We start from the raw sequence: 19,111 nt of genomic DNA on the forward strand, positions 1-19,111 counted from the left end.
TATGGCAAGATCACTTAAGAAAGGACCTTTCATCGCACATCATTTAGAAAAGAAGGTTCAGGCAAACATAGAACAAAATAAGAAGACAGTTATCAAAACATGGTCTAGAGCATCAATGATTTCTCCAGACATGGTAGGTCAAACTATCGCAGTACACAACGGGAAATCTTTTATCCCGGTTTATGTAACTGAAAACATGGTAGGACATAAGTTAGGCGAATTTTCTCCAACGAGATCTTTCAGAGGACACTCTGGTAACAAAAATAAAGGTAGCAGATAATCATGGGATCAAGAAAACAAGATAGCGCAATCGCAAGAAAAGAAGCTAACAAAGACGTTGTAAAAGCTTCATTAAACAATTGTCCGTCTTCTCCAAGAAAAATGAGACTCGTTGCTGATATCATCCGTGGAGAAAACGTAGATAAAGCCCTATATATCCTTAAATATTCTAAAAAAGATGCTTCTAACAAGTTAGAAAAACTTTTACTTTCGGCTATTGCTAACTGGCAAACTAAAAACGAAGGTGCTGACATAGAAGCTGCTAATCTTTTTGTAAAAGAAATTTATGTGGATAGTGCAAGACAACTTAAGAGATTAAGACCTGCACCACAAGGTAGAGGTTACAGAATTAGAAAAAGATCTAATCACGTAACATTAGTATTAGGTAACAAACAAGATAATCAATAATCAAAGGTATGGGACAGAAGACAAATCCAATTGGTAATAGATTAGGAATCATCAGAGGATGGGATTCTAACTGGTTTGGTGGAAACGATTATGGAGACAGAATCGCAGAAGACTACAAAATCAGAAGATACCTTGAAGCTAGATTATCTAAAGGTGGTATCTCTAGAATCTACATCGAGAGAACCCTAAAATTAGTAACAGTAACAATCACTACTGCAAGACCAGGTCTTATCATCGGTAAAGGTGGTCAAGAAGTTGATAAACTAAAAGAAGAATTGAAAAAGATTACTGATAAAGACATCCAAATCAATATCTTCGAAATCAAAAGACCAGAACTAGACGCAATTCTAGTAGCAGAAAGTATTGCTAAGCAAATAGAAAACAGAATCTCTTACAGAAGAGCTGTTAAAATGGCTATGACCAGCACTATGAGAATGGGTGCAGAAGGTATCAAAGTTCAAATCTCTGGTAGATTAAACGGAGCTGAAATGGCAAGAAGTGAGTCTTTCAAAGAAGGAAGAATCCCATTGTCTACTTTCAGAGCAGATATCGATTATCACATTGGTGAAGCACTTACTCAGTACGGTAAGCTAGGAGTGAAAGTTTGGATCATGAAAGGTGAAGTGTACGGCAAGAGAGAATTATCTCCACTTGTTGGTCAACAGAAAAAAGCACCAGCTGGTAAAAAAAGAGACAGAAAATAATTAAAATTTTAGATTGAAATTTTAAGTTTTAAATTACCGTTACTTTTTTAAAATCTAAAATCTAAAATCTGAAATCTAAAATCTAAATTAGAAAACATGTTACAACCAAAAAGAACGAAATTCCGTCGTGTTCATAAAATGAAAATGAAGGGAAATGCGCAAAGAGGATCTCAACTTGCGTATGGAACTTTCGGAATTAAAGCTATAGACGGTGCTTGGATCACTGCAAGACAAATTGAAGCTGCGCGTATCGCTGCTACAAGATATATGAAAAGAGAAGGTCAACTATGGATCAAAATATTCCCAGATAAGCCTATTACTAAAAAACCAGCCGAAGTAAGGATGGGTAAAGGTAAAGGTGCTGTAGAATATTGGGTAGCTGTAGTAAAACCTGGTAAAATTATGTTTGAAGTAGGTGGAGTTCCTTATGAAATAGCTAAAGAGGCGTTAAGACTTGCAGCTCAGAAACTTCCAATAGTTACCAAATTTGTAGTAGCTAACGATTTTGTTCAACCTCAATAATCTTTGAAAAATGAAAAAAGCTGACATCAAAAATCTAAGCGCAGGAGATATTAAAAATCAATTAGCTGCTCTTAAAGCTGATTACACTAAAATGAAATTAGCACACAGAATTAGCCCGATTGAAAATCCTATTCAAATCAGAGATTTAAGAAGAACAATCGCAAGACTTGAAACTGAGTTAACTAACAAACAATAATTTCATTTTATCATGGAAAGAAATTTAAGAAAAGAAAGAATCGGAATCGTTTCTAGCAATAAAATGGAAAAAACCATTGTAGTTAGTGAAACGATGAGAATGAAACATCCAATGTACGGTAAATTCGTATTAAAAACGAAAAAATATACCGCTCACGATGAAAACAATGAGTGCAACGAAGGGGATAAAGTTTTAATCCAAGAAACTAGACCTTTGAGTAAAAATAAAAGATGGAGATTAGTAAGTATAATTGAAAGAGCTAAGTAATGTTACAAACCGAATCAAGATTAAAAGTTGCTGATAACACTGGTGCAAAAGAAGTACTAGTAATCAGAGTTCTAGGTGGAACTAGAAGAAGATATGCTTCTGTAGGTGATAAAATCGTAGTTACTATCAAAGATTCTACTCCATCAGGAAATGCAAAAAAAGGACAAGTATCTAAAGCAGTTATCGTAAGAACTAAAAAAGCAGTTAGAAGAAAAGATGGTTCATACATCAAATTTGATGACAACGCTTGCGTTCTTCTAAACGCTGCTGGAGAAATGAGAGGAACTCGTGTTTTCGGACCAGTTGCTCGTGAATTGAGAGACAAAGAATATATGAAAATCATTTCATTAGCTCCTGAAGTATTATAATTTTAAAAATTTTAAAAAAAATGGCAAAAGTTAAAATAAAAAGAGGAGATAACGTAATCGTTACTACTGGTAAAAACAAAGGTAGTAAAGGTGAAGTTCTAGAAGTGATTAAGAAAGAAAACGCTGATGCTAGAGTTATCGTAGCTGGTGTAAACGTTGTTAAAAAACACGTAAAACCATCTGCATCTAATCCTCAAGGCGGAATCGTAGAAAAAGAAGCATCTATCAATATTTCTAACGTATCTCTAGTAGATGCAAACGGAAAAGCTACAAAAGTAGCGTATAAAGTAGAAGGTGATAAAAAAGTAAGAATTGCTAAAACAACAGGTAAAGAAATCTAATTATGGAATACGTAGCAAGACCCAAAAAATTATATACAGAAAAAATTGTTCCAGCAATGATGGAAGAATTTGGGTACAAATCTATCATGCAAGTACCTAAATTAGAAAAAATTGTTGTGTCTCAAGGTTTAGGTGCTGCAACTGCAGACAAAAAAATCGTAGACTATGCAGTAGAAGAACTTACAGCTATCACTGGTCAAAAAGCAGTAGGAACTTTATCTAAAAAAGACGAGGCAGCTTTCAAATTAAGAAAAGGTATGCCAGTTGGTGCAAGAGTAACGCTTAGAGCAGAAAAAATGTACGAATTTTTAGATAGACTTACGTCATCTGCTTTACCAAGAATTAGAGATTTTAACGGTATCAAAGCCGATGGTTTCGATGGTAGAGGTAATTACAACTTAGGGATTACTGAGCAAATTATCTTCCCAGAAATCGTGATCGACAAAGTGAAAAAAATCCAAGGGATGGACATCACTTTCGTTACTACTGCTAAAACTGACAAAGAAGCAAAAGCATTATTAACTCATTTCGGTTTACCGTTTAAAAAGAACTAAGAAATGGCAAAAGAATCAATGAAAGCGCGTGAGCGCAAAAGAGAAGCACTAGTTGCTAAATATGCTGCTAAAAGAGCTGCCCTAAAAGAAGCAGGTGATTATGAAGCACTTCAGAAATTACCTAAAAACGCTTCACCTGTAAGATTACACAACAGATGTAAATTAACAGGAAGACCAAGAGGTTACATGAGAACTTTCGGTATTTCGAGAGTTACTTTCAGAGAAATGGCTAACAATGGTCTTATCCCGGGAGTTAAAAAAGCAAGTTGGTAACAATTAGTTTTTAATCAAGATATTTAAGTTGCTTATGGCTTTTAGCCTCAAAATTAAAAGCCATCTGCAATACTGAATATCATTCACCAATAATAATTTAAAATAAAAAAATGGTAACAGATCCAATTTCAGATTTCCTAACTAGAGTAAGGAACGCACAAAGCGCAGGCCACAAAGTGGTGGAAATTCCTGCATCAAAAATCAAAAAGGAGATTACGAAAATCTTATTTGATCAAGGTTACATCTTAAACTACAAGTTTGAAGATAACGCTGTTCAAGGGACTATCAAAATCGCTTTGAAATATGATAAGCAAACTAACAAACCGGCTATTAAGTCTATCCAAAGAGCTTCTAGACCAGGTTTGAGAAAATACGCTGGTACAGAAGAATTACCAAGAGTATTAAACGGTTTAGGTGTAGCTATCATCTCTACTTCTAAGGGAGTAATGACTGATAAGAAAGCCAGAGAAGAAAAAGTAGGTGGCGAAGTAATCTGCTATGTTTATTAATTGTAAAAATTAGGAAGAAATGTCAAGAATTGGTAAATCAATTATAGAAATTCCTGCAGGTGTTACAGTTACTGTAAATGATAATGTAGTAACTGTGAAAGGTCCTAAAGGAGAACTTTCTCAAGAAATTACAGGCGGAATTACTCTTGAGCAAGAAGATGGTAAAATTACTGTAAGTAGACCATCTGAAGCTAAAAATCATAAAGCATTACACGGTCTTTATAGAGCGTTAATCAATAATATGGTGGTGGGAACCTCTGAAGGTTTCACCAAAAAATTAGAATTAGTAGGGGTAGGTTATAGAGCATCTCACTCTGGTCAAAAACTAGAATTAGCTCTAGGTTTCTCTCACGGTATCGTATTAGAACTTCCAAGTGAAATTACAATCGATACTTTAACAGAAAAAGGTAAAAACCCAATCATCACTTTGTCATCTTATGACAAACAATTATTGGGAATGGTGGCTGCTAAAATTCGCTCATTCAGAAAACCAGAACCATACAAAGGTAAAGGTGTGAAATTCGTTGGTGAAATAATTAGACGTAAAGCTGGTAAATCTGCTTAAAAATTAAGACAATGGCATTAACAAAAGTACAAAAAAGAGATAGAATTAAAAGAAGAGTAAGAGGCAAAATCTCTGGAACTTCTTCAGCGCCAAGACTTTCTGTTTACAAGAGTAACAAAGAAATCTACGCTCAATTAATTGACGATAAAGAAGGTAAAACTTTAGTAGCTGCTTCTTCTAGAGAGAAAGGAGTAGATGCTAATGGAACTAAAACTGAAGTTGCAACTGCAGTAGGGAAGAAAATTGCTGAAAAAGCTTTAGCTGCTGGATTTGAAAAAGTAGTTTTTGATAGAAACGGTTTCGTATATCACGGTAGAGTAAAAGCTCTTGCAGACGGTGCTAGAGAAGGTGGTTTGAAATTTTAAAAATTAAAAAATTATGTTAGGATTAGATAATATAGAAAGAGTAAAACCAGGTGGTCTAGAACTTAAAGACCGTCTAGTTGCCGTAAACAGAGTAACTAAAGTAACCAAAGGAGGTAGAGCTTTCGGATTTTCTGCAATCGTAGTAGTAGGTAATGAAGACGGTGTAATCGGTTTCGGTTTAGGTAAATCTAAAGAAGTTGCTTCTGCTATTGCTAAAGCAGTAGAAGATGCTAAGAAAAATTTAGTGAAAGTTCCTGTAATGAATCATACAATCCCTCACCAAACTTCTGCTAGATACGGTGGTGCTGATATCTTCTTAAGACCAGCTTCTCACGGTACAGGATTAATCGCAGGAGGTGCGGTAAGAGCGGTACTAGAATCTGCAGGAGTACATGATGTACTTTCAAAATCTAAAGGTTCTTCTAACCCTCACAATGTGGTAAAGGCAACTTTCAAAGCATTGTTAGATATCAGAAGACCAGAAGAAATTGCAAGAATGAGAGGAATTTCTTTAACTAAAGTGTTTAACGGTTAATTTTTTATATCATGGCAACAATTAAAATCAAACAAGTAAGAAGTGCTATCAAAAGACCTAAAGTACAAAAAGATACTTTAGTAGCTCTTGGTCTTAAAAAATTAAACCAAGTTGTAGAACACGAAGCTACTCCATCTATCTTAGGTATGGTAGCTGCAGTGAGACATTTAGTAGAAGTACAGGAAAACTAATTAAATTTTAACAAAATGAATTTAAATAATATTCAACCAGCATCTGGAGCTACTCATAATTCAAAAAGAGTAGGTAGAGGACAAGGTAGTGGCAAAGGTGGTACATCTACAAAAGGTCACAAAGGTCAAAAATCAAGAGCTGGTTACTCACAGAAAATAGGTTTTGAAGGTGGTCAGATGCCTTTACAAAGAAGATTACCAAAATTCGGATTTAATAACATTAACAGAAAAGAATACAGAGCTATTAATCTAGATACTATTCAAGCATTAGTAGACGTTAAAAATCTTTCTGAAGTTACTAAAGAAGTATTGATAGAAAATGGTTTATCTTCTAAAAATGAATTAGTGAAAATTATGGGTAGAGGAGAACTTAAATCTTCTGTTTCTATTTCTGCTAACAAATTCACTAAATCTGCTGAAGAGGCAATCTCTAAAGCAGGAGGTAAAGCGATCACTCTTTAATAAAAACAAATGAAAGGTTTTATTCAAACACTTAAAAACATCTGGAGTTTACAAGAATTGAGGGACAAGATTATTGTCACTCTTTCTTTGATTCTAGTATATAGATTTGCTTCTTATATTTCTCTACCAGCTATTAACATGGCAGAAGTAGGAAATTTATTAGATCATTTTCAAAAACAAGGTGGCGGTAAACAAGCTGCAGGTCTATTAGGTCTATTATCATCATTTACTGGAGGAGCTTTCAGTCATGCTTCAATCATGGCTTTAGGAATCATGCCGTACATTTCTGCATCTATTATTGTGCAGCTTATGGGAATGGCAATTCCTTACTTACAGAAACTTCAGAAAGATGGTGAAAGTGGTAGAAAAACCTTAAATCAAATTACAAGATGGTTAACAATAGGTGTTTGTCTCGTACAAGCACCATTTTACCTAGGTACTATTACACAGGTTTTTTTACCTTACGAACAATTTAGATCTGCGTATTATATTGATCCGCAATCTATTGCATTTTATGTTCCAAGTGTAGTGATATTAGTTGCAGGTTCTATCTTTGCAATGTGGTTAGGAGAAAAAATTACAGATAAAGGCATTGGTAACGGGATTTCTATTTTAATCATGGTAGGGATTCTAGCTGGTTTACCAACTGCATTTTTACAAGAATTTACTACTCAAACAGGAAACGGAGGTTTAGGAAGCATCATGATTCTCATCGAAGTTTTATTCTGGTTGGTAGTTATCTTATTAGCAATTGTACTTTCAGTAGCAGTAAGAAAAATTCCTATTCAATATGTAAGTAGAGCTCACGCAACAGGTGGTGCAAACAGAAATTTATTACAAGGAGCAAGACAATGGATTCCTCTAAAAGTAAATGCATCTGGAGTAATGCCACTAATTTTCGCACAAGCATTAATGTTTGTTCCAGGTTTGTTAACTAAATTCGATGATACCAATACTTTCTTAGCAGGATTCAAAAATCCATTCAGCTGGCAGTATAATGTATTATTAGTAATTTTAATTATCATCTTCTCTTACTTCTATACAGCCATTACTATTCCAGTGAATCAAATGGCAGATGACTTAAAGAGAAATGGAGGTTTAATACCGAAAGTAAGACCAGGACAAGAGACTGCAAATTACTTAGATGATATTTTATCTAAAATAACCTTGCCGGGTGCGTTTTTTTTATCTATCTTTGCAATCCTTCCAGCTTTAGTGCATGGAGGCTTTGTTCAGACTGAAGGATTCTCCCATTTTTTCGGAGGAACTTCATTATTGATCATGGTAGGAGTAATTTTAGATACAGTTCAGCAAATCAATACGTATTTGTTGAACCATCACTATGATGGATTGATGCAATCTAAATTATCTAGAACATCAAACTTATAAAAAACATCTATGGCAAAACAAAAACATATAGAACAAGATGGCGTTATAGTGGAGGCACTATCTAACGCCATGTTCCGTGTGGAACTGGAAAATGGGCATGTTCTCATCGCTCATATTTCAGGGAAAATGAGAATGCATTACATAAAACTTTTACCAGGAGACAAGGTAAAATTAGAACTCTCTCCTTATGATTTATCAAAAGGAAGAATAACATTTAGATATTAAATTAAATACTAATGAAAGTTAGAGCATCAATTAAAAAAAGAAGTGCAGATTGCAAAATCGTAAGAAGAAAAGGCAGATTGTACATTATTAACAAGAAGAACCCAAAATTTAAACAAAGACAAGGCTAAAATTAAATTATGGCGAGAATTTCAGGTATTGATTTACCAAAAAACAAAAGAGGCGTTATCGGTTTAACTTACATTTACGGAATTGGTAGAAGCACAGCTTCTGAAATCCTTAAAAATGCCGGTATCAGCGAAGACAAGAAAGTCAACGAATGGAATGACGATGAATTGGCTGCAATCAGAAATTACATCACTGAAAACATTAAAGTAGAAGGTGAATTACGTTCTGAAGTGCAATTGAACATCAAGAGATTGATGGACATAGGTTGCCAACGAGGAATACGTCACAGACTGGGATTACCTTTAAGAGGCCAAAGAACGAAAAACAATTCTAGAACCCGTAAAGGAAAGAGAAAAACAGTTGCTAACAAGAAAAAAGCAAGTAAATAATCTTTAGATTAGAATTATGGCAAAACAAACTAAAGTAGTTAAAAAAAGAAAAGTAAAAGTAGAAGCTATTGGTGAAGCACATATCCAAGCTTCTTTCAATAATATTATTATTTCTTTGACAAACAAAAACGGAGAAGTAATTTCTTGGTCTTCTGCCGGTAAAATGGGATTCAGAGGTTCTAAAAAGAATACTCCATTCGCAGCTCAAATGGCTGCAGAAAATTGCTCTTCAGTAGCTTATGAAGCTGGTTTAAGAAGAGTAAAGGTGTTTGTGAAAGGTCCAGGTGCAGGTAGAGAATCTGCTATCAGATCTATTCACAATTCAGGAATTGAAGTTTCAGAAATCATTGACGTGACTCCTATGCCACACAATGGATGTAGACCACCTAAAAGAAGAAGAGTTTAATTTTTAGAAATTTAACCTATGGCAAGATATATTGGACCAAAAACTAAAATTGCACGTAAATTTGGTGCTGCAATTTACGGAGACGATAAAAGTTTCGAAAAAAGAAAAAATCAACCACCAGGACAACACGGACCTAACAAAAGAAGAGGTGCTAAAAAATCTGAATATGCTGTACAGTTAGCTGAAAAACAAAAAGCTAAATATACTTACGGTATCTTAGAAAGACAATTTGCTAACCTTTTCGATAAAGCGCACAGAAGCAAAGGCGTTACAGGTGAGGTTCTTTTACAATTATGTGAATCTAGATTAGATAACGTAGTATACAGATTAGGTTTTTCTAAAACCAGAGCTGCTGCTAGACAGTTAGTTTCTCACAGACACGTAACAGTAAACGGAGAAATTGTAAACATTCCTTCATATTTATTAAAAGCAGGTGACGTAGTTGCTATTAGAGAAAAATCTAAGTCTCTAGAAGTAATTGCTGATTCATTAGCTTCTAAATCATCTTATGAATGGTTACAATTTAACGACGAAAAGAAAGAAGGTACTTTTATCTCAGCTCCTGAAAGAATTCAGATCCCTGAAGATATTAAAGAACAGCTAATCGTCGAATTATACTCTAAATAATTTTAATCAAATTTTTGCTCAACCCAATATTATGGCAATTTTACAATTCATAAAACCCGACAAAGTAATTCTACTTAATTCTACGGATTTCAAAGGTCAATTCGAATTTAGACCATTAGAGCCAGGATTCGGACTTACTATCGGTAATGCTTTGAGAAGAGTTTTACTTTCTTCTCTAGAAGGATATGCTATCACATCTATCAAAATAGAAGGAGTAGAGCACGAATTTTCAACAATTCCAGGTGTAATAGAAGATGTTACTGAAATCATCCTTAACCTTAAGCAATTAAGACTTAAAGCAAAAGTAGAAAACGCATCAGCAGAACAAGTAAGTGTGAAAGTTTCTGGTAAAGAAGTAATCACTGCGGGTGATTTTGCTAGCTCGATGAATAACTTCGAGGTACTTAATCCAGAGTTAGTAATCTGCAACTTGACAAAAGAGGTGTCTTTCGAAATGAATTTCAACATCGACAAAGGAAGAGGTTATGTTCCTTCAGAACAAAACAAATCTAACAATGCACCTATAGGAACGATTGCAATTGACTCTATCTTTACTCCTATTAAGAAAGTTCAATATAGCATTGAAAACTATCGTGTAGAGCAAAAAACAGACTACGAAAAACTAGTATTAGACATTGAGACTGATGGTTCTATCACCCCTCAAAATGCTTTAACTGAAGCTTCTAAGATATTAATTTATCATTTCATGTTATTCTCTGATGAGAGAATTACTCTAGAAACTGAAGCTGTAAAAGCATCAATCCAATACGATGAAGAAACCCTTCACACAAGACAATTACTTAAGTCTAAATTAGCAGATATGGATCTTTCTGTGAGAGCTCTTAACTGTCTAAAAGCAGCTGAAGTAGAAACTCTAGGTGAACTAGTTTCTTATAGTAAGTCTGATTTGATGAAATTCAGAAATTTCGGTAAGAAATCATTGACAGAACTTGAAGAACTTGTTCACTCAAAAGGACTAAACTTCGGGTTTGATGTTGCAAAATATAAGTTAGACGCTGATAAATAATCCTTAACAATGAGACACGGAAAAAAATTCAATCACTTAGGTAGAACAGCCTCTCACAGAAGCGCTTTGCTTTCTAACATGGCATGCTCACTAATTGAACATAAAAGAATAAATACTACTGTTGCTAAAGCTAAAGCTTTAAGAGTATACGTAGAACCTATCTTAACTAAAGCTAAAGAAGATACTACGCACAACAGAAGAATTGCTTTCTCTTACTTACAAAGTAAAGAAGCAGTTGCAGAACTTTTCAGAACTGTAGCTCCTAAAATCGCTACCAGAAATGGTGGTTATACTAGAATCATCAAGACTGGTTTCAGACCTGGTGATGCTGCAGATACTGCATTAATCGAGCTTGTAGATTTCAATGAACTTTACAATCCTAATGCTGAAGAGAAAAAAGCAACTAGAAGAAGCAGAAGATCTACTAAGAAAGAAGCTGCTGTAGTAGCTGCTCCAGTTGTAGAAGAAGCTGCTGTAGTAGAAGAGCCAAAAGCTGAAGCTACAGAAGAAAAAACTGAAGAATAATTCTCAGAATTTCTATAAATAAAAAACCATTCAGATTTCTGAATGGTTTTTTTATGCTTATTTTTTACGACTTAACTCGAAAATTTGTCCGTTTTGGGTAATGGTAAGTAAATCTCCTTTACTTACAGCCTTTATACCATCTTTTTCATAAATATCACTTTCTATCTGCGGCAATTCTATCTTGAGTTTATTTCTTTCGATAAGGATGAAGTTACCTTCCTTAGTTCCCGTAGTAAAAGTTACACTCGCTTCTGTACCGTCAAAAGCACGATAAACGTACTCCTTTTTTTCAATTTTATTTTCGGTTTTGGTAATCTTGCCCTCCAAATTGGGTTTTTCTAAAATTATAGAATCTGTTTTGCTTACTCCATTAGCATCTATTGTTTTGACTACTTTTACTTCCTTTTCTATGGTGGTTTTGTTTTCCTTATCACAGCTGATAATACCTATGAAGGCTAATATTAAGATATAGTTAAAAGATTTTTTCATTGCAATTTTTTAAAAATTAATAAGTATCTTTAAATAAAATTTGAAGGATTTTATGTTTTAAAAATACAAAAAATACCCTACAAAAATCATAAACTTACATTGCTAAATTATGCGTAAATTTGCAATGCAAAAAATAAGAAAAGAGCTGGTCTTCATTTTTTTGAAAGATAAGCCCTACAATAGAAACTTTAAAATAGAATAATATGAGTTACATTTCATTTATTGAAGCAAGACAAATTTTGGATTCTAGAGGAAATCCAACTGTAGAAGTTGATGTATTTACCGAAAGCGGTGCAATGGGACGTGCAGCTGTTCCTTCTGGTGCTTCTACCGGAGAACACGAAGCAGTAGAATTGCGCGATGGCGGTTCAGAATATATGGGGAAAGGCGTATTGAAGGCCGTAGAAAATGTAAAAGAAGTAATCGCTCCAGAATTAGTAGGACTTCCAGTTTTTGACCAAAATCTTATCGATCAAATTATGATTGACTTAGATGGCACAAACAACAAAGGAAACTTAGGTGCTAATGCTATTTTAGGAGTTTCTTTAGCTGCTGCTAAAGCTGCTGCTGCTGAATTAAGACAACCTCTTTACAAATATATTGGTGGTGTAAATGCTAATACACTTCCTGTTCCGATGATGAATGTAATTAATGGTGGTTCTCACTCAGATGCGCCTATTGCATTCCAAGAATTTATGATTATGCCAGTAAAAGCAGATTCTTTCTCTCACGCTTTGAGAAAAGGAACTGAAATTTTCCATAATCTTAAATCTATTCTTCATGATAGAGGTTTATCTACTGCGGTAGGTGACGAAGGTGGTTTCGCGCCAACTTTCAAAGGAACTGAAGACGCTTTAGATACATTACTTAAAGCAATCGAAAAAGCAGGTTACAAACCAGGTGATGATGTAATGATTGCATTAGACTGTGCTTCTTCAGAATTTTACAAAGATGGAATCTACGATTATAGAAAATTCCAAACTCCAGATTCTGCTCAATTTACAAGCAGCGAACAAGTTTCTTACTTAGCAGAATTGGTAAACAAATATCCAATTATCTCTATTGAAGATGGTATGCAAGAAAACGACTGGGAAGGATGGAAAATGTTAACTGAAAAAATCGGTGATAGAGTACAATTAGTAGGAGACGATTTATTTGTAACAAACGTAGAAAGACTTTCTAGAGGTGTTAAAGAAAATATTGCTAACTCTATCTTGGTAAAAGTAAACCAAATCGGTTCATTATCTGAAACTTTAGCAGCGGTACAAATGGCTCAGCATAATAAGTATACATCTGTAATGTCTCACAGATCTGGTGAAACTGAAGATGCTACAATTGCAGATTTAGCGGTAGCTTGCAACTGTGGGCAGATTAAAACAGGTTCTGCTTCTCGTTCTGATAGAATGGCGAAGTATAACCAATTATTAAGAATCGAAGAAGCTCTAGGAGAAAATGCAATTTTCCCAGGATTAGATGCTTTTAAAATTAAAAGATAATTTATTTACATAAATCTGAAAAACCTCCTACTTTAGGAGGTTTTTTTGTGGATTCTTCATAGTAATTTTATTTTTAAAAACAGCAACTATATCAATTTAGCAAGTTTATTACAGATATAGTAAAAATAAATAGGTTTGCATAATAGAAAGTTTTCGGTAAAATTCTTTTTTTTGTATTTTTACTGAAAATATATTCTAAAACATGTCAGATAATAAAGTTATACTCAATTACGACGGAAATTCTTATGAGTATCCTATCGTAGAAAGCACAATTGGTGATAGAGGTATTGATATTTCTAAATTGAGAGATCAAACCGGACTTATTACTTTAGACCTAGGCTATAAAAATACGGGAGCCACTTTAAGTAATATTACTTACTTAGATGGTGATTTGGGAGAACTTTTCTACAGAGGTTATCCTATTGAGCAAATTGCTGAGAAATCTAATTTTTCTGAAGTAATGTACTTATTGCTTCACGGTGAATTACCAAACGCTTCTCAGTTTACTCAATTTGAGAACAATATTAAGAATTACAACTTCGTAGCCGAAGAAATGAAAAAAATTCTTGATGCTTTCCCTCGTTCTGCGCATCCAATGGGTGTACTTTCTGCTCTTACTTCTGCGCTTACAGCATTTAACCCAAAAGCTGTAGACGTAAAATCTAAAGAAGAAATGGACCATGCTGCAGAATTATTATTGGCTAAATTCGCTCATCTTTGTGCTTGGACTTACAGAAAAACCAATGGTTTCCCGCTTAACCACGGAGATAACAGTCTAAATTATGTAGAGAATTTCTACAAAATGACTTTCAGAAAACCATACGAAGAGTTCGAAATTGATCCAGTAGTGGTAGCTGCGCTAGATAAATTATTAATTCTACACGCAGACCACGAACAAAACTGTTCTACTTCTACAGTAAGAATGGTAGGTTCTGCTCACACAGGTTTATTTGCATCTATTTCTGCGGGAGTTTCTGCATTATGGGGACCACTTCATGGTGGTGCAAACCAAGCAGTAATCGAAATGTTAGAAATGATTGAAAAAGACGGTGGAGATGTTGCTAAATATGTACAAAAAGCAAAAGATAAAGAAGACAGCTTCAGATTAATGGGATTCGGGCATAGAGTTTATAAAAACTTTGACCCAAGAGCTAAAATCATCAAAAAAGCTGCAGACGATATCTTAAACAAACTAGGAGTTCACGACAAAGCTCTAGACATTGCGATGCAATTAGAAAGAGTAGCACTAGAAGATGATTACTTCGTAGAAAGAAAACTATATCCAAACGTAGATTTCTACTCTGGTATTATCTACAGAGCATTAGGAATTCCTACAGAAATGTTTACAGTAATGTTCGCATTAGGACGTTTACCAGGATGGATTTCTCAGTGGAAAGAAATGCGTCTTCACGGTGACCCAATTGGTAGACCAAGACAAGTGTATCAAGGTGCTCCAAAACGTGACTACGTTCCTATGGAAAACAGATAATTTTAACAAATTTATAAAAAGGAAACCTCTCAAATTTTGAGAGGTTTTTTATTTTTATTGAGAAGAAAGATGATTGAATTAAGCTACAAAAAATCCGCTTTGCGGATAAATTAAAAAAAAATAGCGGAGCGGATTTTGCCATAACAGGAGTTTCATTGTTCGTGCTCCGCACGCAACGAAACTCTAGTTATTGGCTGTAGTGGTTTTTATTGCCTCATTAATATTATATTTTGTGGATATATTATTATTGGATTAAAGGGTTTTAGTTTAAGACCTGGAGTATTTCTAATTCTCGTTATTTTTATATGATTAAAGTCTATAAATTCTATTTTTACACTTACGTTTTTTTTAGTTGAGTTACTGGAAAGGCCTATATTGAATTCAGTAATCTCGTTATCATCTCCAAACGTAAATAGGGAAAATTTTTTGTCGGAAAAATTCGTATTATAGTCAATGGTTGTATCCTCAATCACGTTTCCGCTTTTAATGAATTTGTGAAAACCAATCATAGCATCAGCTCTAACATCATTTACAACAGGTAATCTTATATTTTCTTTTTTTAAAATAATAGTAAATGATTGATTAGCATCACTATATTTCCAAGTGCCAATAAATTTATCTAGATTATTATTAAGGTAATTGTCTCCATTAGCAAAATCTTTTGATTGATATTGAGCGTTACAATTAAAAGATGTTAAATACATCGTTATAATGATAAATATTTTTACTGTTTTATTTAATGATTTCATATTTTTAATTTTATATACAATCTTCGGTTAATATTTCGTTTTTCCTCCAGTAGAAATTTGTTGCCAATTATTCATTTCACTATCACCTTTCATCTATATTATAATTTTCAATTTTTGAAGTACTATTCACTTTCTGTTGTGTTAGGTTTTTGAATTCTCGTATTCTGGGGTAAAATTACTGCTAACACCCAAATATACGCATTACCTTTAATTTTTCAAAGAATTTGCTTAATATCAAATCACTACCGTTTTCTAATAAAAATTTCCTCACTTCAAAACCTTTATTTATATTTGCTTTAAGCAGAAATTATTTATGAAGCTCAATATAAAAAACGAAACAGGCAGATTAAAATCGGTAGTTCTAGGTCAGCCAAAGTCTATTGGCCAAGTTCCTACTTTAGAAGAAAGTTATGATGCTAAGTCATATTACTCCATAGAAAATGGCATTTATCCTAAAGAAGAAGACATCATCGCAGAAATGACCGCCTTCGAAAAAGTGCTCAAAAAATATGATGTAGAAGTTTTCAGACCGAATATTATCAAAGATTACAATCAGGTTTTCGCAAGAGATGTAGCCTTCGTCATCGAAGATAAAATGATTATCTCAAACGTCATCAAAGATAGAGCAGATGAACAGGAAGCTTATCGCAAAATTTTTGAAAAAGTAGAATGGCGCAAAATCATCAATTTACCAGAAACCGCACATATAGAAGGCGGAGATGTAATTGTTTGGGATGATTTTCTGTTTGTAGGAACATGTTTCTCCGAAGATTACAGAAATTATAAAACAGCCAGAACCAATGAATATGCTATCGAAATTCTGAAAGAATATTTCCCTAAAAAACGTATTATAGACCTTGACCTTAAGAAAAATGACAAGGTTCCATATCAAGGAGTTTTGCACTTAGATTGTACGTTTAATCCTATCGGAAAAGACAAATGTATTATTTACAAAGACGGTTTTGTAGACGAAAGTGATTACCAACTCATCATAGATATTTTCGGGGAAGAAAACTGCTTCCACATAACACCAGAAGAAATGTTCGAGATGAATCCTAATATTTTCTCTATTTCGCCAGAAGTGGTGGTTTCAGACGAAACTTTTACCAGAATGAATGACTTTCTGAGAAATGAGTGGGGTTTTACGGTAGAAGAAATTCCGTATCGTGAAATTTCTAAAATGGGAGGTTTGCTCAGATGTTCTACCATGCCTTTGGTTAGAGAATAATTAGATTGTTTTTATCAAAATAAAAAAGGACAACTTCATAAAGAGGTTGTCCTTTCGATTTAAAGAAATAAGAAATAAAAAATTATTGTAATGAAAACTTGATTTTCGTTTTAATGGCGTCTGAAGAATTCCCAATCAGCGCTTCGAAATCACCAGGTTCTGCTACCCAATCGTGTTTTACTGGGTCAAAGAAACTTAATGCAGATTTGTCAATCGTGATGGTTACTTCTTTTTGTTCACCCGGATTTAAGTAGATTTTTTCAAAACCTTTCAGTTCTTTTAATGGTCTTGGCAAAGAAGATTTTAGGTCTCTTATGTATAATTGAACCACTTCTGCACCTGCTTTTTTGCCTGTATTTTTTACTGGAATTGTAAACGTAATAGTCTCATCTTCGGTAATAACGGCTTTGTCTGCTTTAGCTTGACCAATTTCGAAAGTGGTGTAACTTAAACCATGTCCGAAACTGAAAAGTGGTTTGATATTTTTAGTGTCATGCCAACGATAACCTACGAAAATACCTTCGTTGTATTTTATGTTGATAGGGTTTTGTTGGTCTTTTCCTTTTCCTTGTGCTAATTCTTCTTTGTTACCAGGATATTCTCCTAATTGATGCGCTGAATTGTCTTCTAATTTCACAGGGAAAGTGAAAGGCAATTTTCCAGAAGGATTAGCGTCACCTGCTAAAACTGAAGCGATAGCATGACCGCTTTCTGAACCTAAATACCACGCTTGAACAATGCTAGGAACTTCTTTTACCCAAGGCATTTCTACTGCATTTCCTGAAACTAAAACTACAGAGAAATTTTTGTTTGCTTTAGCCAAAGCTGAAATTAATTCATCTTGATGATAAGGCAAACCCATATCTTTTCTGTCATTTCCTTCACTGTCTTGGAAGTCACTCTTATTAAGTCCGCCCACGAAGATTACAAAATCAGAATTTTTAGCGAGTTCTACCGCTTCTTTGGTTAATTCTGCTTGTGAACGATTATCAGTAAGGTCTTTTCCTGTTTTTACTCCATTGTATTCTCCGCCTACATCTCCTACATAACCTCTAGCGTAAGTAACTTCTGCATCTTTCCCGAATCTTGCTTTAATTCCGTCTAAAGGTAAAGTTTCATATTTTACTTTTAAGGAAGAAGAACCACCACCTACAGTCATCATTTTGATGGCGTTTTCACCAATTACTGCAATCTTTTTAGTTTTAGCAATGTTAATTGGCAATACATTTTTTTGATTTTTCAGCAATACAATTCCTTCTTCACCAATTTCTTTGGCAATCGCTCTGTGTTCTTCAGAAGCAATGTTTCCAAAAGGTTTGTTTTTATTCATTGTGGTCAAGAAAGCTAATCTTAAGATTCTTCTTACTTTATCATCTAATTCTTTAGTTCCTACTTCACCAGATTTGATGAGTTTTAAATAAGGATGTGCCAAATAGTAATTGTCATAAGCATTGCTAGTTCCTTCAGAAAGTCCATTTGTCCAGCTTCCGAATTCCATGTCAAGTCCATTCATAATGGCTTGTTTAGTATCATTTACAGCACCCCAATCAGAAATCACTACTCCTTTAAAACCCCATTCTTTTTTCAGAATATCGTTTAATAAATATTGATTTTGACTAGAATATTGATTTTTGTACATGTCATAAGCTCCCATGATGGTCCAAGAATCTCCTTCTTGTACAGCAGCTTTAAAAGCAGGTAAATAAATTTCATATAGTGCTCTATCGTCTACAATTACATTGCTAGTATGTCTGAATTGTTCTTGATTATTAAGTGCAAAATGTTTTACAGAAGTTGCAACACCATTAGATTGAACGCCTTTAATGTAAGGAACCACCATTTTAGAAGTTAAAAATGGGTCTTCTCCCATATATTCGAAGTTTCTACCGTTTAATGGAGTTCTATAAATATTGACACCAGGTCCTAGTAAAATGTCTTTTTTTCTGTAGCGAGCTTCTTCTCCAAGAGCTTTTCCGTAGTTCCAAGACATTTTTTTGTTCCAAGTTGCAGAGAGTGCAGTAAGCGCAGGATAAGCAATGATGGAGTCATTGGTCCAGCCAGCTTGATCCCATTCATCCCATTTTACTTCAGGACGAATTCCGTGTGGTCCATCAGTCGTCCAAAATTCTGGAATTCCTAATCTTGGAACACCTGGTGAACTGAATTTTGACTGAGCATGAAGCATGGCTACTTTTTCTTCTAAAGTCATTTTAGAAAGCGCGTCTTCTACTCTAAGTTCTATAGGTTGAGAATCATCTAAATAAATTTGTGTCTTTTTTTCTTGTGCTTTTGCTTGAAAACTCATTAACGAGACTAAGCAAACAAGTGCAATTTTCTTGAACATAAGAATTATTTTTTGGTGCAGTAAAACTACAACTTTTTATTATTATCTCAAAATGAGATAATA

General features: G+C 34.1%; 30 protein-coding genes. 27 read left to right on the top strand and 3 right to left on the bottom strand.

Going from position 1 to position 19,111, the window contains the following annotated elements:
- The first annotated feature begins 1 nt into the window (after position 1).
- The 24 genes from rpsS to rplQ all read left to right on the top strand — a co-directional run bounded on the left by rpsS (position 2) and on the right by rplQ (position 11,253).
- On the top strand, positions 2–280 hold the full coding sequence (rpsS, locus tag C3729_RS09080; RefSeq protein WP_069800889.1) for a 30S ribosomal protein S19: 279 nt from the start codon (positions 2–4) through the stop codon (positions 278–280).
- Positions 281–282: 2 nt separating this feature from the next.
- Entirely contained in the window at positions 283–687 is a 405-nt protein-coding gene (gene rplV, locus C3729_RS09085; RefSeq protein ID WP_069800891.1) for a 50S ribosomal protein L22, read from the top strand.
- Positions 688–695: 8 nt separating this feature from the next.
- On the top strand, positions 696–1,391 hold the full coding sequence (gene rpsC, locus C3729_RS09090; RefSeq protein ID WP_069800893.1) for a 30S ribosomal protein S3: 696 nt from the start codon (positions 696–698) through the stop codon (positions 1,389–1,391).
- 96 nt (positions 1,392–1,487) lie between these two features.
- Complete coding sequence (gene rplP / locus C3729_RS09095) at positions 1,488–1,913, top strand: 50S ribosomal protein L16 (protein ID WP_069800895.1); 426 nt, start codon at positions 1,488–1,490, stop codon at positions 1,911–1,913.
- A gap of 10 nt (positions 1,914–1,923) precedes the next feature.
- Complete coding sequence (gene rpmC, locus C3729_RS09100; RefSeq protein ID WP_069800897.1) at positions 1,924–2,109, top strand: 50S ribosomal protein L29; 186 nt, start codon at positions 1,924–1,926, stop codon at positions 2,107–2,109.
- 9 nt (positions 2,110–2,118) lie between these two features.
- Complete coding sequence (rpsQ, locus tag C3729_RS09105; protein WP_104793860.1) at positions 2,119–2,376, top strand: 30S ribosomal protein S17; 258 nt, start codon at positions 2,119–2,121, stop codon at positions 2,374–2,376.
- The gene (rplN, locus tag C3729_RS09110; protein ID WP_069800901.1) at positions 2,376–2,744 is read left to right on the top strand and encodes a 50S ribosomal protein L14; all 369 of its coding nucleotides are present in this window, start codon (positions 2,376–2,378) and stop codon (positions 2,742–2,744) included. The genes rpsQ and rplN overlap by 1 nt, the downstream gene beginning before the upstream one ends.
- A 20-nt stretch (positions 2,745–2,764) precedes the next feature.
- Complete coding sequence (gene rplX / locus C3729_RS09115) at positions 2,765–3,085, top strand: 50S ribosomal protein L24 (RefSeq protein WP_104793861.1); 321 nt, start codon at positions 2,765–2,767, stop codon at positions 3,083–3,085.
- 2 nt (positions 3,086–3,087) lie between these two features.
- The gene (rplE, locus tag C3729_RS09120; protein ID WP_069800905.1) at positions 3,088–3,639 is read left to right on the top strand and encodes a 50S ribosomal protein L5; all 552 of its coding nucleotides are present in this window, start codon (positions 3,088–3,090) and stop codon (positions 3,637–3,639) included.
- 3 nt (positions 3,640–3,642) lie between these two features.
- Complete coding sequence (rpsN, locus tag C3729_RS09125) at positions 3,643–3,912, top strand: 30S ribosomal protein S14 (RefSeq protein WP_069800908.1); 270 nt, start codon at positions 3,643–3,645, stop codon at positions 3,910–3,912.
- 110 nt (positions 3,913–4,022) lie between these two features.
- Positions 4,023–4,421, top strand: a complete 399-nt coding sequence (gene rpsH, locus C3729_RS09130) for a 30S ribosomal protein S8 (protein ID WP_069800910.1) — start codon at positions 4,023–4,025, stop codon at positions 4,419–4,421.
- A 19-nt stretch (positions 4,422–4,440) separates the two neighbouring features.
- Positions 4,441–4,986: a 50S ribosomal protein L6 gene (gene rplF / locus C3729_RS09135; protein WP_104793862.1), complete on the top strand. Its 546-nt coding sequence runs from the start codon at positions 4,441–4,443 to the stop codon at positions 4,984–4,986.
- Positions 4,987–4,997: 11 nt separating this feature from the next.
- Positions 4,998–5,351 carry a 50S ribosomal protein L18 gene (gene rplR, locus C3729_RS09140; protein WP_069800914.1) on the top strand — a complete coding sequence of 118 codons (354 nt, stop codon included), beginning with the start codon at positions 4,998–5,000 and terminating at the stop codon, positions 5,349–5,351.
- 13 nt (positions 5,352–5,364) lie between these two features.
- The gene (gene rpsE / locus C3729_RS09145; RefSeq protein ID WP_069800916.1) at positions 5,365–5,886 is read left to right on the top strand and encodes a 30S ribosomal protein S5; all 522 of its coding nucleotides are present in this window, start codon (positions 5,365–5,367) and stop codon (positions 5,884–5,886) included.
- Between the two features lie 11 nt (positions 5,887–5,897).
- Positions 5,898–6,077 carry a 50S ribosomal protein L30 gene (rpmD, locus tag C3729_RS09150; RefSeq protein WP_069800918.1) on the top strand — a complete coding sequence of 60 codons (180 nt, stop codon included), beginning with the start codon at positions 5,898–5,900 and terminating at the stop codon, positions 6,075–6,077.
- A gap of 15 nt (positions 6,078–6,092) precedes the next feature.
- On the top strand, positions 6,093–6,539 hold the full coding sequence (gene rplO / locus C3729_RS09155; RefSeq protein WP_104793863.1) for a 50S ribosomal protein L15: 447 nt from the start codon (positions 6,093–6,095) through the stop codon (positions 6,537–6,539).
- A gap of 9 nt (positions 6,540–6,548) precedes the next feature.
- Positions 6,549–7,928 (top strand): preprotein translocase subunit SecY, encoded by a 1,380-nt coding sequence (secY, locus tag C3729_RS09160; RefSeq protein WP_104793864.1) that lies wholly within the window; start codon positions 6,549–6,551, stop codon positions 7,926–7,928.
- 9 nt (positions 7,929–7,937) lie between these two features.
- Positions 7,938–8,153 (top strand): translation initiation factor IF-1, encoded by a 216-nt coding sequence (gene infA, locus C3729_RS09165; RefSeq protein WP_004917349.1) that lies wholly within the window; start codon positions 7,938–7,940, stop codon positions 8,151–8,153.
- An 11-nt stretch (positions 8,154–8,164) separates the two neighbouring features.
- Positions 8,165–8,281, top strand: coding sequence for a type B 50S ribosomal protein L36 (ykgO, locus tag C3729_RS09170; protein WP_004917354.1), 117 nt, complete (start codon positions 8,165–8,167; stop codon positions 8,279–8,281).
- Positions 8,282–8,290: 9 nt separating this feature from the next.
- Positions 8,291–8,668: a 30S ribosomal protein S13 gene (rpsM, locus tag C3729_RS09175; protein ID WP_069800924.1), complete on the top strand. Its 378-nt coding sequence runs from the start codon at positions 8,291–8,293 to the stop codon at positions 8,666–8,668.
- A gap of 16 nt (positions 8,669–8,684) precedes the next feature.
- A complete protein-coding gene (gene rpsK, locus C3729_RS09180) occupies positions 8,685–9,074 on the top strand; it encodes a 30S ribosomal protein S11 (RefSeq protein ID WP_069800926.1) in 390 nt (129 codons plus the stop codon).
- Positions 9,075–9,092: 18 nt separating this feature from the next.
- Positions 9,093–9,701, top strand: a complete 609-nt coding sequence (rpsD, locus tag C3729_RS09185) for a 30S ribosomal protein S4 (protein ID WP_104793865.1) — start codon at positions 9,093–9,095, stop codon at positions 9,699–9,701.
- Positions 9,702–9,732: 31 nt separating this feature from the next.
- Complete coding sequence (locus tag C3729_RS09190; protein ID WP_104793866.1) at positions 9,733–10,728, top strand: DNA-directed RNA polymerase subunit alpha; 996 nt, start codon at positions 9,733–9,735, stop codon at positions 10,726–10,728.
- Positions 10,729–10,737: 9 nt separating this feature from the next.
- On the top strand, positions 10,738–11,253 hold the full coding sequence (gene rplQ, locus C3729_RS09195) for a 50S ribosomal protein L17 (protein WP_104793867.1): 516 nt from the start codon (positions 10,738–10,740) through the stop codon (positions 11,251–11,253).
- A gap of 57 nt (positions 11,254–11,310) precedes the next feature.
- On the opposite strand, the gene C3729_RS09200 is transcribed toward rplQ, so the two are convergent.
- Positions 11,311–11,742, bottom strand: a complete 432-nt coding sequence (locus C3729_RS09200; protein WP_104793868.1) for a DUF1655 domain-containing protein — start codon at positions 11,740–11,742, stop codon at positions 11,311–11,313.
- Between the two features lie 203 nt (positions 11,743–11,945).
- Here C3729_RS09200 and eno point away from each other — a divergent pair, with 203 nt between their 5' ends.
- Together eno and C3729_RS09210 are read left to right on the top strand one after the other, a co-directional pair.
- Entirely contained in the window at positions 11,946–13,238 is a 1,293-nt protein-coding gene (gene eno / locus C3729_RS09205) for a phosphopyruvate hydratase (RefSeq protein WP_104793869.1), read from the top strand.
- Between the two features lie 202 nt (positions 13,239–13,440).
- Positions 13,441–14,727, top strand: coding sequence for a citrate synthase (locus C3729_RS09210; protein ID WP_104793870.1), 1,287 nt, complete (start codon positions 13,441–13,443; stop codon positions 14,725–14,727).
- A 206-nt stretch (positions 14,728–14,933) separates the two neighbouring features.
- On the opposite strand, the gene C3729_RS09215 is transcribed toward C3729_RS09210, so the two are convergent.
- The gene (locus C3729_RS09215; RefSeq protein WP_104793871.1) at positions 14,934–15,476 is read right to left on the bottom strand and encodes a DUF6705 family protein; all 543 of its coding nucleotides are present in this window, start codon (positions 15,474–15,476) and stop codon (positions 14,934–14,936) included.
- Positions 15,477–15,789: 313 nt separating this feature from the next.
- Here C3729_RS09215 and C3729_RS09220 point away from each other — a divergent pair, with 313 nt between their 5' ends.
- Positions 15,790–16,704 (top strand): dimethylarginine dimethylaminohydrolase family protein, encoded by a 915-nt coding sequence (locus C3729_RS09220; protein WP_104793872.1) that lies wholly within the window; start codon positions 15,790–15,792, stop codon positions 16,702–16,704.
- 82 nt (positions 16,705–16,786) lie between these two features.
- Here the strand turns inward: C3729_RS09220 and C3729_RS09225 are convergent, their stop codons facing one another.
- A complete protein-coding gene (locus C3729_RS09225; protein WP_104793873.1) occupies positions 16,787–19,048 on the bottom strand; it encodes a glycoside hydrolase family 3 C-terminal domain-containing protein in 2,262 nt (753 codons plus the stop codon).
- Between the last annotated feature and the right edge of the window lie 63 nt (positions 19,049–19,111).

Origin of the sequence: Cloacibacterium normanense (genome assembly GCF_002943105.1) — a bacterium.
Taxonomy (GTDB): domain Bacteria; phylum Bacteroidota; class Bacteroidia; order Flavobacteriales; family Weeksellaceae; genus Cloacibacterium.